This is a genomic window from Gandjariella thermophila, assembly GCF_005405885.1.
In the GTDB taxonomy this organism is placed as follows: domain Bacteria; phylum Actinomycetota; class Actinomycetes; order Mycobacteriales; family Pseudonocardiaceae; genus Gandjariella; species Gandjariella thermophila.
Window position 1 is genome coordinate 278140 of record NZ_BJFL01000004.1, and the last position, 12430, is coordinate 290569.

Consider the following 12430-nt stretch of genomic DNA (forward strand, 5'->3'; position numbering starts at 1 on the left):
CGCGATCGCGGGGGCGGGCCGCCTCGCCAGGCAAACCGGACTGCCACGACCCTGTCCCGCCCCGGCGACGCGATCGCGGCGCGCGTTCGCGGAACAGGCACTGAGACGACCCCGGCGTCGCGGGGCGGGTTCCGACGAGAAAGGCACCGAATGAGTCTGGACAAGCTGGCGGAGAAACTGGCGGGCGTGGTCGCCATCCCGGTCACCGCGTTCGACGGCGACGGCGCGGTGGACGAGCCGGCATGCGTGCGGGTAATGGAACGCATTGTCGGCGCCGGGGTCGACGTGGTCACGCCGAACGGGAACACCGGCGAGTTCTACGCCCTCGGCACCGACGAGGCGCGGCGGGTGGTCGAACTGACCATGCGCACCGTCGGGTCCGGGGCGACGGTCGTGGCGGGCGTCGGCGGGTCGGTGCCGGAGGCGGTGGCCGCCGCCCGGCACGCCCGGCGGGCGGGCGCGCAGGCGATCATGGTGCACCAGCCCGTCCACCCCTACGCCTCCCAGGACGACTGGGTGGAGTACCACCGGGCGATCGCGGGCGCGGTCCCCGACCTGGGTGTCCTGCTCTACCTGCGCAACCCGCGGATCGGCGGGGCGCACCTGGCCCGGCTGGGCGAGCTGGCACCCAACGTGATCGGCGTCAAGTACGCGGTGCCGGACCCGGTGCGGTTCGCCTCGGTCGCCCGGGACGCCGGGCTGGGGCGCTTCGTGTGGATCGCCGGCCTGGCTGAGCTGGCCGCGCCCGGCTACTGGGCGGTGGGCGCGACCGGCTTCACCTCGGGGCTGGTCAACGTGCACCCGGAGCTGTCGCTGTCGATGCTCGCCGCGCTGCGGGCCGGCGACTACCCGGCCGCCATGCGGGTGTGGGAGTCGGCGCGCCCGTTCGAGGAGCTTCGCGCGGAGGGCGAGTCGGAGAACAACGTCAGCGTGGTCAAGGAGGCGCTGGCTCAGCTCGGCCTGTGCCGGCGGACCGTGCGCCCGCCGAGCCACCCGGTGGACGAGCCCACCCGGCGGCGCATCGGCGAGCTGCTCGAGTCCTGGGGGCTGGGGTCACCGGAGATGCGGATGGCCGGATAGCTCCCGCCACCTGTGCCGCTGGCCGGTCACCCCGGGGTGGCCGGCCAGCGGCGCTTCACCGGGATGCCGGCAGGTACCTAGAGTTCTCTCGCCGGACGTACAGGTTCTCCCCAGGTACGCCGGGAATTCTGGGGACGGCAGTTGTTCCCCGATGACCTGTCTGGAGCCGACCGTGCCGGTATCTCCCGCCGCCCACCAGCCGTCGCAGGTGCGCATCGCCCTGGTCCTGCCGCAACTCGTCGGCGGCTACGGCGACCGCGGCAACGCGGTGGTCCTCGTCCAGCGGCTGCGCTGGCGCGGCATCGGCTGCGAACTCGTCGAGGTCACCGGCGCCACCCCGGTGCCTTCCGACTGCGACGTCTACGTGGTGGGCGGCGCCGAGGGCGGCGGGCAGCTCACCGCGGCGCGGCGGCTGCGGGCCGACCCGGGGCTGTCCCGGGCCGTCGCCCGGGGCGCGACCGTGCTCGCAGTGTGCGCCGGTTTCCAGCTCCTGGGCACCGGGTTCGCCGGCCCGGACGGCACGATGCATCCCGGGGCCGGCCTGTTCGACGCGGTCACCCGGCCGATGCCTCGGCGGGCGATGGGCGAGGTCGTCGTCGACCCCGCGCCCGGGTTGGGCATCCGGGCGATCACCGGGTACGAGAACCACGCCGGCGCCACGCGGTTGGGCCCCGCCGCCGGCCCGCTGGGCCGGGTGGTCACTGGGGTGGGCAACGGCGTCGACGACGTCGAGGGTGCGGTGCAGGGCCGGCTGGTCGGCACCTACCTGCACGGCCCGGTGCTGGCCCGCAACCCCGACCTGGCCGATCTGCTGCTGGGCTGGGCCACCGGGCACCGGCTCGCCCCGCTGGTACTGGAGGAGATCGAGGCGTTGCGCCACGAACGCCTCCGGCACCGGCCGGTCACCACGTAGCCGGGGCGCGGGGTCAGGACCGCACCGGGCTGCTGGTGCGCCGCCACCGCACGGTCGGGCGCAGCGCGGCCCGGTCGACCCGGTGCCGGTGCTCCTTGGCGATGCGGAACAGCGACTCCAGCAGCGTGTCGGAGAGCAGGTGCGGCCGCAGGCCCAGCTCCACCAGCCCGGTGTGCCGGACGTTGTAGTAGTGCGACGCCTGCTCGACCCTCGGGTTGGCCAGGTGCTCCACCTCGATCGGCCCGGGGAACTGGTTGGCCACCACCTTGGCCATCTCCAGCACCGACATCGCCTCGGTCAACTGATTGAACACCCGGAACTCACCGGGCTCGGCCGGATGCTCGACGGCGAGCCGGATGCACTCCACGGTATCCCGGATGTCGATCAGGCCCCGGACCTGCCCGCCGGAGCCATACACGGTGAGCGGCTCGCCGAGCACGGCCTGGATGACGAACCGGTTGAGCACCGTGCCGAAGACCGCGTCGTAGTCGAACCGGGTGGCCAGTCGGGGATCGCGGGCGGTCTGCGGGATTTGCTGGCCGTACACCACGCCCTGGTTCAGGTCGGTGGCCCGCAGTCCCCACGCGCGGCAGGCGAACTCGATGTTGTGCGAATCGTGGACCTTGCTCAGGTGGTAGAACGAACCGGGCTTTTTGGGATAGAGCACGCGATCGGTGCGCCTGTTGTGCGTGATATCGAGCCAACCCTCTTCGATGTCGATGTTCGGCGTGCCGTACTCCCCCATCGTGCCGAGCTTGACCAGGTGCGTGTCCGGATTCTCCTCGGCGATCGCGAAGAGCAGGTTGAGGGTGCCGATCACATTGTTGTGCTGGGTGTAGACCGCGTGTTTCCGGTCGATCATCGAGTACGGCGCCGAGCGCTGTTCCGCGAAGTGCACGACGGCATCCGGCCGGAACCCGCGGATCGTCGCCGCCACGAACTCCGCGTCGAGGAGATCACCGACGTAGCTGGTCAGCCGCTTGCCGGAGACCTCGTGCCAGGCGTCGAGGCGGGCCCGGAGCGGCTCGATCGGCACCAGGCTCCGCACGCCGAGTTCGTGGTCGTACTGGCGGCGCACGAAGTTGTCCAGCACCGCGACCTCGTGCCCGGCGTCGGACAGGTGAAGCGCCGTGGGCCAACCGAGATAGCCGTCTCCCCCGAGAATCAGAACGCGCACAATTCCCGCCCTTTCCGGTCCGCACAGCGACCGATGTGCCGTGTTCGAGCGGGCCCGGCAAGCGACCCGTGGCCGAAAAAGATCAACCACCGTGGGAGCTAACCCGCGCCAGTTGTGAGCCGTGTCGACGGAGGCTGGAAATTCCCTGAAGATTCGCCGGCGCGTTGGTCGGGACGACCGGCCGGGACGACAGGATGGCGGTATGGCGGTCAGCACCGAGGCCGGCGAACGGCGGGCGCGGCAAGCCGGGGGGTCTGGGATCGCGCGGTGGGTGGCCGTCATGGTCCGCGGCGACCGGCTGGTGCCGCGCTTCGCCCGGTACGCCGGGGCGTCCGCGCTGTCCACCCTGGCCAGCCAACTCACCCTGGCCGGGCTGTACGGGCTGGGCCGGACCACCGCGGGCGTGGCCGGTGTCCTTGCCTTCGTGGCCGGCGCGGTGCCGAACTACCTGCTCAACCGCTACTGGACGTGGCGCCGCCGGGGCCGGCCGCCGGTGCGCGGTGAGTTGCTGCCGTATGTCGCGGTGATCGTCGCCAACGGCCTGGTCGCGGTGGCGCTGACCATCGCGGTGGGCCATCTCGTGGAGCCGCTGGTGCACGCCCGCCCGGTACGCGCGGTGCTGCTCGGCGTGACCTACCAGAGCAGCTACGCGGTGATGTTCGTGGTCAAGTTCGCGGTGCTGGACCGGCTGGTGTTCCGGCGCGGGCCGGCACCCGGCGGCGCGGCAACCAGCCCCGCGCCCACGCGGTCAGCATGACCCGCGCGTAGTTGGCGCCGTAGCGCAGGTTGCCGCCCTTTTTGCTGCGGCCCGCGCGGCGGGGCCGCATCGTGGCGGGAACCTCCAGCACCCTGCCGCCGCCGGCGAGCACGCCGAGCAGCAGTTCCGCGGACTGGTACTGGGGTTCCCGCAGCACCGTGGCGGCGGCCAGGTCGGAGCGCATGGCGCGGAAGCCGAACGAGGTGTCGGTGATCCGGCGCGCGGTGAGCACGCTGGCCAGCACGGCGAACACCCGCACGCCGAGCCACCGCACCCGGCTGGTGGCGCCCTCCCGGCCCAGCCGCCGCGATCCGGTGACGAAGTCGGCGTCCCCGTCCACCAGCGGCCGCACCAGCCGGGGCATCTCCGCGTTGTCGTACTGGCCGTCCGCGTCGGTGGTCACCACGTAGCGGGCGCCGCCCCGCTCGGCCAGCCGGTAGCCGAGGCGCAGCGCGGCGCCCTGGCCCCGGTTGCGCGGCGCGACGCAGGTGTAGGCGCCGTGCGCCAGCGCCACCTCGGCGGTGCCGTCGGTCGCGCCGTCCACCACGACCAGCACGTCCACCGACAGGCCCAGGCAGTGGGTGGGCATCGCGTCCAGCACCGCGCCCAGCCCGACCGCCTCGTTGTAGGCGGCGACGACCACCAGCACCGGGGCGAACCGCGGCTCGCCGTACCGGTCGGCGAAGTCGCGCAGCGCGGCCAGGTCGGTCGGGTCGGGGAAGTCGGCGAGGCGGGCGCGGGGCCGGGGCGGTGCGGGCCGGCGGAGCGGGCCACCCAGGGCGGTGGCGCCGAGCACGCCGGCCAGCGGCAGCAGGGCCAGCCCGGGAAGCTGGTAGCGCCAGGAGAACTCGAACGCGGCCGCGGTGAGCAGTACTCCCAGCCCGCAGGCGGTGACCAGCAGGGTGGCCGAGCGGATGCCGCTGCGGCGGGCCCGGCCGGGCGCCAACCCGCCGGCCAGGCCGAGCAGGGCGGCCGCGGCGAGCAGCGGCCCCGGGGTGTAGCCGGCGCCGCGCTGGTAGCCACGCAGGAAGGTGGCCAGCGGGCGGTTCACCTCGGGCGGGGTCCCGTCGTGGGCGAGCGTGGCGGCCCGGGTGGTGGCGTCGTCCAGGTAGCGCGGGTAATCCGTCTGGAACTGCCAGCGCTCCACCGGCACGTCTCCGGGCGCGGTGGTCCGCGTCGGCGCGAAGCCTTTGGCGAAGTCCGTCAGCACCCCGCCGAGCACGTCCAGCGGCTGGGCGCGCAGCACCGCGACGGCGAACGCGTGCTGCAGGTCGGTCACGGTCGTACCGGGCGGCAGGTAGGCGGGCCAGCTCGGATCGCCGTCGCGGTGCGCGTACACGTCGACGCCGGGACGCCGGCCGAGCGGCAGGCCGGGGCACATCTGCGCGGTGACCGGGTCCAGCCGGAGGCGCGAGCAGTCGGCGACCTGCGCGGTGCGCCCGTACAGCACGTTGCCGGACGACGGGGAGAGCCCCCACCGGCCGGTCTGCGCCTGGAAGTAGGCGGCGTACCCGCCGAGCACCGCGGCGAAGCAGGCCAGCGCGGCCGCGGCGGAGCTCCACGCCCGCCGCCGCGCCGCCCGGTCCCGCCGGGCGCCGCCGGCCACCAGCAGGTACCCGAGCAGCGGCACGATCAGCGTGATGCCGACCAGCCGGACCAGCACGGCGACGGCCAGCGCCAGCCCGGCCGCGCCCGCCCTCGGCCAGCGGGGCGCGCCGCGGCCGGCGGCCAGCCACAGCACGGCCACCAGCAGCGCCTCGAAGGCCGTGTCGGAGAGGATGTTCTGCTCGATCTGCAACTGGTAGCCGTCCAGCAGGATGGGCGCGGCGCCCAGCGCGGCCAGCCAGTGCCGCGCGCCGTGGCGCAGCCCGAGCGCGTACAGCGCGGCCGCCATGCCCAGTCCCGCGAGGTGCTGTACGGCGGCGACCAGGCGCAGCCCGCCGGCGAGCAGCGGGCGCAGCACCAGCAGGTCGTAGCCGATCGGGTCGAGTTGGTCGGGCCGCAGCGGCCCCACGTTCGCCAGGTAGTGGAAGGAGTCCACGTACAGCAGCGCCGGCTGGTAGGCCAGCCACACCAGCACGCGCAGCACCAGCCCGAACCCGAGCAGGATGAGGAACACCCGGTGCCGGGCGAACCACGCGGACCGGCGGGCGCGCTCGGCGACCGGCGACGGGAGCGCCCGCTCCTCGACGGTCACCGGGCCGGTCCCGGCGCCGCGGCCGGGGTTCCGGCGCGGAAGTCCTGCCACACCGTGGTCAGCCCCTCGGCGAGCGCCATCGTGGGGTGGTAGCCGAGCGCGGCGCGCGCCCGGGAGATGTCCACCACCACCGCCGGCATCTCGCCGCGCTTGGCGGGCACGTGCTCGACGGGCAGCGGGCAGCCGGTTGCCGCCCGAGCGGCGTCGACCAGTTCCAGCACGGACACCGACCGGCCGGCGCCGATGATCGCCGTCCCGGTGTACTCCCGCTCGACGGCCAGCAGCACGGCGCGGGCCACGTCGGTCACGTGCACCAGGTCCCGCCGCTGGGTGCCGTCCCCGTACACCTGCACGCCCTCGCCGGCCAGGGCGGCCCGCATCAGCCGGGGCACGAAGCTGTCCTTCTCCGCCATGCCCGGCCCGTAGACGTTGGTGAACCGCAGCGCGCAGGTGGCCATCTGGTAGGCGTGCGCGTAGCCGGAGAGCAGCATCTCGCAGGCCGCCTTGGTGGCGCCGTACGGCGTGAGCGGCCGCAGCGGGGCGTCCTCGGTGATCGTCGCGGTGCCCACGTCGCCGGTGACCGCGTTGGTGGAGGCGAGCAGGAAGCGGTGCGCGCCACGCTGCCGGGCCAGTTCCAGCAGGTCCTGGGTGACCGCGACGTTCTCCGCGTAGGTGCGCGCCGGGTCGGCCACCGAGCGCAGCACCGAGGTCACCGCCGCCAGGTGCACCACGCCGGCGGTGCCGGGCAGCAGTGCCGCGTCGCGCACCGCCGCCTCGGTGAGGTCGCCGACCACGCTGATCACCCCGGGATCGGTGGCGGGAAACGGTCGGCGGTCGGCGACCGTGACGAGCATGTCCCGCCGCCGGAAGGCGGCCACCACCGCGCGGCCGATGAACCCGCAGCCGCCGGTCACCAGCATCCGCGCCCGGCCCGCCGCCCCTGCCGTGGTCACCCCATCAAGCTACCTGCCGTTTTCCCATGCCCGGGCCCGGGCGGGGCGGGCGGCGCGATGGTGACGATCACGGGCACACTGGCAACGTGTCCCTGTTGCATGGGTGGCTGCCGTGGGCCGTGCAGGCCGCCGCGGCCGCCGTACTCCTCGCCGGCACGGGCTGGCGCAACCGCACCTGGCGGATGCGGCTGGTGCCGCTGGTGCTCGCCGTGGGCGCCGCGGGCACCGGGGCCGCGATGCTCGCCGTGCAGACCACGGTGCGCGAGCCGTTACCGGCGTCGTTCTGGATCTGGGTCGGGGCCTGCCTGTGCGCGGCCGGGGTGGCCGCGCTCGGCTGGCGCGGCGCGCGCTGGTGGCGCCGCACGGTCGCGGCGCTCGCCGTGGTGCTGACCGCGCTGGCCGCCGGAGTGCGGCTGAACGAGTTCGTCGGCTACTACCCCACCGTCGGCGACGCCCTGGCCGACCTGCGCGGCCAGCCGCTGCCGGGGCAGGTCAACGTCGCGCAACTGCCCGCGGTGGGTGGCGGCGTCCGCGCCGGCCGGCTGGTCACAGTGGACATTCCAGACACGGCCAGCCATTTCCGGCACCGGCAGGAGCTGGTGTACCTGCCGCCGGTGTGGTTCAACGCGGTGAAGCGGCCGAAGTTGCCGGTGCTGGAGATGATCGGCGGCGAGTACGCCGAGCCGACCAACTGGGTGCGGGCGGGAAACGCGGTGCAGACCGCGGACGTGTTCGCCGCCCAGCACGGCGGGTGGGCGCCCATCCTGGTGTTCGTCGACGCGACCGGCGGGTTCCGGGTGGACACCGAGTGCGTCAACGGCCTCGCCGGGCCCGCCCAGGACCACCTGACCAAGGACATTCCGCCGTTCGTCGCGGCCACCTTCGGGGCCTCCCCGGACCCGAGGAACTGGGGCGTGGTGGGCTGGTCGATGGGCGGCACCTGCGCGATCACGCTGGCCGTCACGCACCCCGAGGTGTTCGACCACTTCGAGGACATCTCCGGCGATCTCGGCCCGAACATCGGGGACCGGGCCAGCACCATCGCCAAGCTCTACGGCGGGAACGCGGCCGCATGGGCGGCCAACGACCCGCTCACCGTAATGCGCGCGCACGGCCCCTACCGGAACGTGTCCGGCTGGTTCGAGCAGGGCGACGCCGAGGCGTCGCACATCCGGCAGGCCAACCAGCTCGCCGCGGCCGCCGCCCGGGTCGGCATCCTCACCCACGAGCAGCAGCGGCCGGGCAAGCACGACTGGCAGCTCGGCTCGGCCGCGTTCGCCGACGCGCTGCCGTGGCTCGCGCAGCAACTCGGCCTGCCCGGTGTCACCCCGACCCCGCCGGCCGTCCCGCCGAGCGCCGTCCCGCCGGCCGCGCACGGTCGCACGGTGCTGGGCCAGCCCGCCGGGCCCGACGCCCGGCCGCCGGGCGCACTGCGGCCCCCGATCGCCCGGCCCCACCTCCGGCGGTTCTGACCGGCCCCGGACTACCGGGGGTTCAGCTGGTGCAGGCCGAACCGGCGGGCCATCACCGCGTCCAGCACCCGGTTTGGCAGCAGCCGCTTCAGCAATGGCAGTTGCCGGCTGTGCGCGCCCAGCCGGACCACCGCGCGCGGCCGGGGGCGCAGCATCGCCTCGGCGGCCGCGCGGGCGAACTCGCCGGTGGGCGTGGCACCTTCCTGCGATGCCGACGCCCGCCGCTCGATCGCCTCGGTGATGGACGCGTACCGGGAGCCGTCCCGCAGGGCGAGCCGGTCGCGGGCGGTGTCCCCGAACCGGGACCGCACCCCGCCCGGCTCCAGGGTGATCACCTGGACGCCGAACGGGGCCAGCTCCATCCGCAGCGCGTCGGACAGCGCGCTGACCGCGGCCTTGCTGGCGCAGTAGGCGCCGGCGAACGGGGTGGGAACCACCGCGGAGATGCTGCTGACGTTGACCACCCGGCCGCCGCCGGCGTCGGCCATGTCCGGCGCGAACGCCTGGGTGGTGCGCAGCAGCCCGAACACGTTGACCTCGAACTGGTGGCGCAGCTCCGCCGGGTCGATGTCGACGGCCGGTCCCATGAGCCCGTAGCCGGCGTTGTTGACCAGCAGCTCGACCCGCTCACCCGCGGCACGCAGCCGGTCCCGCACGGCCGCCACACTGTCCGGGTCGGTGACGTCCAGCCGGTCGGTGCGGATGCCCCGGGCGGCGAGGTCGGCCAGCGTCTCCGGGTCGCGGGCCGTGGCGTACACCGTGAGACCCCGCGCGGCCAGTTGCTCGGCCAGCGCGTGGCCGATCCCGCTGCTGCACCCGGTGATCAACGCGGTCCGGCACGGCGGCTGCATGGCGACTCCCGTCTGGTTTCAGGGTGTGCCGGCAGGCATAGCACAGGCCGGTTACCCGACTCGTGGCGGACCTACCCTGGCGGGCCCGCCGCGCCGACCACCCGGTCGACGACGTCGACCAGGCGGCGCAGGCGCGGGACAGCGTCCTCGCGCAGGGCCCGCTCCGGGTCCGGGGCACCGACGCAGCCGCGCCACACCGCGCGGCCGGCGAGGAACCCTGAACCGCCGGTCCAGCAGGACACCGGACGCGTACGGGGTGAGCAGGCGGGTCGAGACGATCTTGCCGTGCCCGGGAATCGCGGAGCGGCCGTCCACCACGAGCCAGATGGGCGGGCCGGTCCCGGTGATCCACGTGCGCCAGCCGGGCGCCGACGCTGGGTGGCCGACCGGGTACGGCCCGGGACCGTTCCGCGGCGTCGGACCGGAACGGCCCGCCGTCCTGCGGAAATGCGCCTACCCTGGCCGACAGAGAGCAGGCGTGGCCGGCCGTTCCGGGACGACCGGCCCCATCCTCCGGGACGCCACCATGAACCCACCGCGGACCGTCGACCCGGACCCGGAGCACCCGGTCACCGGACGGATCGACCATCCCGCCCAGGAGCGCACCCGCCCGTCCAAGCAGGACGCCGCCGACGGCGCGGTCCCGAGCCGGTCCCTGCCGGACATGGACGATCTCGCCGTGCCCGCACAGCTGATCATCGTGCGCGGCAAGGATGCGGGCACCCGCTTCCCCATCACCGAGGCGGGTGTCTCCATCGGTCGGCACCGGGACTGCGACATCGTGCTGGACGACATCACCGTCTCCCGCAACCACGCCGAGCTACACCACGACGGGCGGCGCTACACCATCGACGACGCCGGTTCGCTCAACGGCACCTACGTCAATCAGCGTCCGGTGGAGGACCCGACCGAACTCGCCGACGGCGACGAGGTGCGCATCGGCACCTTCCGGCTCGCCTTCCGGGTCCGCGGGTCCTGACGGCGATCACCCGCCGTGGCCGCGGATCCGCCACTCCAGTGGCGGATCGGCGATTTCCGCGAGATATGGTCACCGGCCCTTGTCCCACACGCCGCCCCTTGGTCGCATGCGAGGGCGCCACAACCGGTTCCCTTCCGCAAGGGCGCGAGGAGGACGTGATGAAGACCAGGGCAGCGGTACTCCACGACGTGCGCAAACCCTTCGAGATCATGGAGCTGGATCTCGACGGTCCGCGCGATGGCGAGGTTCTGATCAAGTACTCGGCGGCCGGGCTGTGCCACTCCGACCTGCACCTCATAGACGGCGACATCGTGCCGCGGTTCCCGATCATCGGCGGCCACGAGGGCGCGGGCATCATCGAGGAGGTCGGGCCCGGCGTCACCAAGGTCAAACCCGGTGACCACGTGGTGTGCAGCTTCATCCCGAACTGCGGTACCTGCCGCTACTGCGCGACCGGCCGGCAGAACCTCTGCGACATGGGCGCCACGATCGCCGAGGGCTACATGCCGGACGGCAGCTTCCGGTTCCACGCGAACGGCACCGACGTCGGCGCCATGTGCATGCTCGGCACGTTCTCCGAGCGGGCCACGATCTCCCAGCACTCCGTGGTCAAGGTGGACGACTGGCTGCCGCTGGAGACCGCGGTGCTGGTCGGCTGCGGCGTGCCCACCGGGTGGGCGACGGCCAACTACGCCGGCGGCGTGCGGGCCGGCGACACCACGGTCATCTACGGCATCGGCGGCGTCGGCATCAACGCGGTGCAGGGCGCCGCGCACGCCGGCGCCAAGTACGTCGTGGTGGTCGACCCCGTGCAGTTCAAGCGGGACACCGCGATGAAGTTCGGCGCCACGCACGCGTTCGCCACCGCCGAGGAGGCCGCCGCCAAGGTCAGCGAGCTGACCTGGGGCCAGATGGCCGACCAGGCGCTGGTCACCGTCGGCACGGTGGAGGAGCAGGTGGTCACCGACGCGTTCAACGTGGTCGGCAAGGGCGGCACCGTGGTGATCACCGGCCTGGCCAACCCGGAGAAGCTGACCGTGCACGTCTCCGGCGGCATCCTCACCCTGTTCGAGAAGACCATCAAGGGCACCCTGTTCGGCTCCGCCAACCCGCAGTACGACATCGTCAAGCTGCTCCGGCTCTACGACGCCGGCCAGCTCAAGCTGGACGAGTTGGTCACCCGCCGGTACACGCTGGACCAGGTCAACGAGGGCTACCAGGACCTCCGCGACGGCAAGAACATCCGCGGCGTCATCGTCTACGACTGACAGCCTGTTCCGGAACCGGACAGACCCTGCGATGACGAGTATGGGAACGCGCCAGGGCGAGTTCAGGAACAAGCACTGAGGCGGCCGGTCCCGGTCCGCCGCCGGGTGCCGGTGGCGGGCCGGGCTGTCACTATCCGGCTCGCTGAGCCAGTCCGCACGCCTCAGCCTTCCGCGTTCGTCCACTATGGACGACCGGGCAGGACCGCCCGCGTGGCCGGGCCGAAAGTCCCGCGCGCCGGGGAGCCGGCGACTCTGCCCGGGCCGGCCGGAGCAGGAGTGCCATGAGAACCGTTGCGGGCACGCTCACCGGAACGGAGACGACCATGACGCTGCCAGCCCACCGCCGCACGCGCTCGCTGCTGCCGGATCTCGCCGACTGGTTCGAGTCGTTCCCGGCGCTGCCGTCCTGGTGGGGTGGGACCACGCCGGGCGCGTACGGCATGCGGATCGAGGACTACACCGAGAAGGACCGCTACGTGGTCCGCGCCGAGATTCCCGGGATCGACCCGGAGCGGGATGTGGAGATCACCGTCGAGGAGCACGTGCTGACCATCCGCGCCGAGCGCCGCGAGGAGGAGCGGGACAGGCGGCACTGCGAGTTCCGCTACGGCTCGTTCACCCGCAGCATCCCGCTGCCGGTGGGAGCCAAGGAGGACGAGATCAGCGCCGGCTACGGCAACGGCATCCTCACCGTGACCGTACCCCTGGCGGAGATCGGCCAGGCCAGCCGGCGCATCCCCATCCAGGGACGCTGATCCGGGCGGGCGGAACCGTGCGCCGGGG

12 protein-coding genes are annotated in these 12430 nt (G+C 73.6%); 8 read left to right on the plus strand and 4 right to left on the minus strand.

Annotated elements, in window-relative coordinates; translation table 11 throughout:
* Positions 1 to 150 precede the first annotated feature (150 nt).
* Positions 151 to 1080 carry a dihydrodipicolinate synthase family protein gene (locus FFT21_RS07055; RefSeq protein ID WP_137812945.1) on the plus strand — a complete coding sequence of 310 codons (930 nt, stop codon included), beginning with the start codon at positions 151 to 153 and terminating at the stop codon, positions 1078 to 1080.
* Between the two features lie 172 nt (positions 1081 to 1252).
* On the plus strand, positions 1253 to 1993 hold the full coding sequence (locus FFT21_RS07060; protein ID WP_225978155.1) for a type 1 glutamine amidotransferase: 741 nt from the start codon (positions 1253 to 1255) through the stop codon (positions 1991 to 1993).
* 13 nt (positions 1994 to 2006) lie between these two features.
* Here FFT21_RS07060 and FFT21_RS07065 read toward each other — a convergent pair whose 3' ends face one another.
* A complete protein-coding gene (locus FFT21_RS07065; RefSeq protein ID WP_137812947.1) occupies positions 2007 to 3170 on the minus strand; it encodes an NAD-dependent epimerase/dehydratase family protein in 1164 nt (387 codons plus the stop codon).
* 202 nt (positions 3171 to 3372) lie between these two features.
* Between FFT21_RS07065 and FFT21_RS07070 the strand changes: the two genes are divergently transcribed.
* On the plus strand, positions 3373 to 3927 hold the full coding sequence (locus FFT21_RS07070) for a GtrA family protein (RefSeq protein ID WP_225978156.1): 555 nt from the start codon (positions 3373 to 3375) through the stop codon (positions 3925 to 3927).
* Here FFT21_RS07070 and FFT21_RS07075 read toward each other — a convergent pair.
* Both FFT21_RS07075 and FFT21_RS07080 read right to left on the minus strand, forming a co-directional pair.
* Complete coding sequence (locus FFT21_RS07075) at positions 3836 to 6124, minus strand: glycosyltransferase family 2 protein (protein WP_137812948.1); 2289 nt, start codon at positions 6122 to 6124, stop codon at positions 3836 to 3838. The two genes, FFT21_RS07070 and FFT21_RS07075, sit on opposite strands and share 92 nt — an antisense overlap.
* Positions 6121 to 7044 carry an NAD-dependent epimerase/dehydratase family protein gene (locus FFT21_RS07080; protein WP_137812996.1) on the minus strand — a complete coding sequence of 308 codons (924 nt, stop codon included), beginning with the start codon at positions 7042 to 7044 and terminating at the stop codon, positions 6121 to 6123. Before FFT21_RS07080 ends, FFT21_RS07075 begins: the two co-directional genes overlap by 4 nt.
* A 119-nt stretch (positions 7045 to 7163) precedes the next feature.
* On the opposite strand from FFT21_RS07080, the gene FFT21_RS07085 reads away from it, so the two are divergent.
* Complete coding sequence (locus FFT21_RS07085) at positions 7164 to 8549, plus strand: alpha/beta hydrolase (RefSeq protein ID WP_225978157.1); 1386 nt, start codon at positions 7164 to 7166, stop codon at positions 8547 to 8549.
* Between the two features lie 11 nt (positions 8550 to 8560).
* On the opposite strand, the gene FFT21_RS07090 is transcribed toward FFT21_RS07085, so the two are convergent.
* Positions 8561 to 9400, minus strand: a complete 840-nt coding sequence (locus FFT21_RS07090; RefSeq protein ID WP_137812950.1) for an SDR family NAD(P)-dependent oxidoreductase — start codon at positions 9398 to 9400, stop codon at positions 8561 to 8563.
* 62 nt (positions 9401 to 9462) lie between these two features.
* Between FFT21_RS07090 and FFT21_RS29585 the strand changes: the two genes are divergently transcribed.
* The 4 genes from FFT21_RS29585 (at position 9463) to FFT21_RS07105 (ending at position 12402) form a co-directional block, all read left to right on the plus strand.
* Entirely contained in the window at positions 9463 to 9621 is a 159-nt protein-coding gene (locus FFT21_RS29585) for a hypothetical protein (protein WP_153816540.1), read from the plus strand.
* Between the two features lie 305 nt (positions 9622 to 9926).
* Positions 9927 to 10379 carry an FHA domain-containing protein gene (locus FFT21_RS07095; RefSeq protein WP_137812951.1) on the plus strand — a complete coding sequence of 151 codons (453 nt, stop codon included), beginning with the start codon at positions 9927 to 9929 and terminating at the stop codon, positions 10377 to 10379.
* A 158-nt stretch (positions 10380 to 10537) separates the two neighbouring features.
* Positions 10538 to 11647, plus strand: coding sequence for an NDMA-dependent alcohol dehydrogenase (locus FFT21_RS07100; protein ID WP_137812952.1), 1110 nt, complete (start codon positions 10538 to 10540; stop codon positions 11645 to 11647).
* 281 nt (positions 11648 to 11928) lie between these two features.
* A complete protein-coding gene (locus FFT21_RS07105; protein WP_225978158.1) occupies positions 11929 to 12402 on the plus strand; it encodes an Hsp20/alpha crystallin family protein in 474 nt (157 codons plus the stop codon).
* The last annotated feature ends 28 nt before the right edge of the window (positions 12403 to 12430 follow it).

Bases quoted from the DNA above. Each gene is read 5' to 3' on its own strand.
- FFT21_RS07100 (WP_137812952.1), top strand. From the start codon at position 10,538: ATGAAGACCAGGGCAGCGGTACTCCACGACGTGCGCAAACCCTTCGAG.
- FFT21_RS07090 (WP_137812950.1), bottom strand. From the start codon at position 9,400: ATGCAGCCGCCGTGCCGGACCGCGTTGATCACCGGGTGCAGCAGCGGG.
- FFT21_RS07095 (WP_137812951.1), top strand. From the start codon at position 9,927: ATGAACCCACCGCGGACCGTCGACCCGGACCCGGAGCACCCGGTCACC.
- FFT21_RS07070 (WP_225978156.1), top strand. From the start codon at position 3,373: ATGGCGGTCAGCACCGAGGCCGGCGAACGGCGGGCGCGGCAAGCCGGG.
- FFT21_RS07080 (WP_137812996.1), bottom strand. From the start codon at position 7,044: ATGCTGGTGACCGGCGGCTGCGGGTTCATCGGCCGCGCGGTGGTGGCC.
- FFT21_RS07105 (WP_225978158.1), top strand. From the start codon at position 11,929: ATGAGAACCGTTGCGGGCACGCTCACCGGAACGGAGACGACCATGACG.
- FFT21_RS07055 (WP_137812945.1), top strand. From the start codon at position 151: ATGAGTCTGGACAAGCTGGCGGAGAAACTGGCGGGCGTGGTCGCCATC.